This window comes from Aquimarina algiphila (genome assembly GCF_007489275.1).
GTDB classification, from domain to species: Bacteria; Bacteroidota; Bacteroidia; order Flavobacteriales; family Flavobacteriaceae; genus Aquimarina; species Aquimarina algiphila.
In genome coordinates this window covers 1-261 of sequence record NZ_VLNR01000241.1, presented here as the reverse complement: position 1 = coordinate 261, position 261 = coordinate 1, and the positions used below count along the sequence as shown (strand labels likewise).

Annotated in this window: 1 pseudogene; it reads right to left on the bottom strand. The window is 38.7% G+C overall.

What is annotated here, in order from left to right:
• Window positions 1-247 (bottom strand): annotated as a pseudogene (locus tag FOF46_RS31175) (IS21 family transposase); the annotation flags it as partial.
• Window positions 248-261: the final 14 nt, after the last annotated feature.

Here is a 261-nt window from a genome sequence, read left to right as displayed (position 1 = left end):
TTTTAACACTTTGGTAATTGATGCGTTCATAATCTAGGGCTCTTTTACAAGCATTATCTAAACGATCTTTACCTACTTTTTTGGCTAATCCCAGTACGCCAGCACAAGATTTATAAGATTGTTCTGGATGCTGTCTTTTAGCAAGCAACAGAGTGATAAAAGTTTTACAATGGTCGCCTATGGCATCTGCCCAGTTTAAAAATTTCTCTGGATTCCAGTCTGCTACATACCGATGAGTTGAAGGCATATGGGAAGGATCTG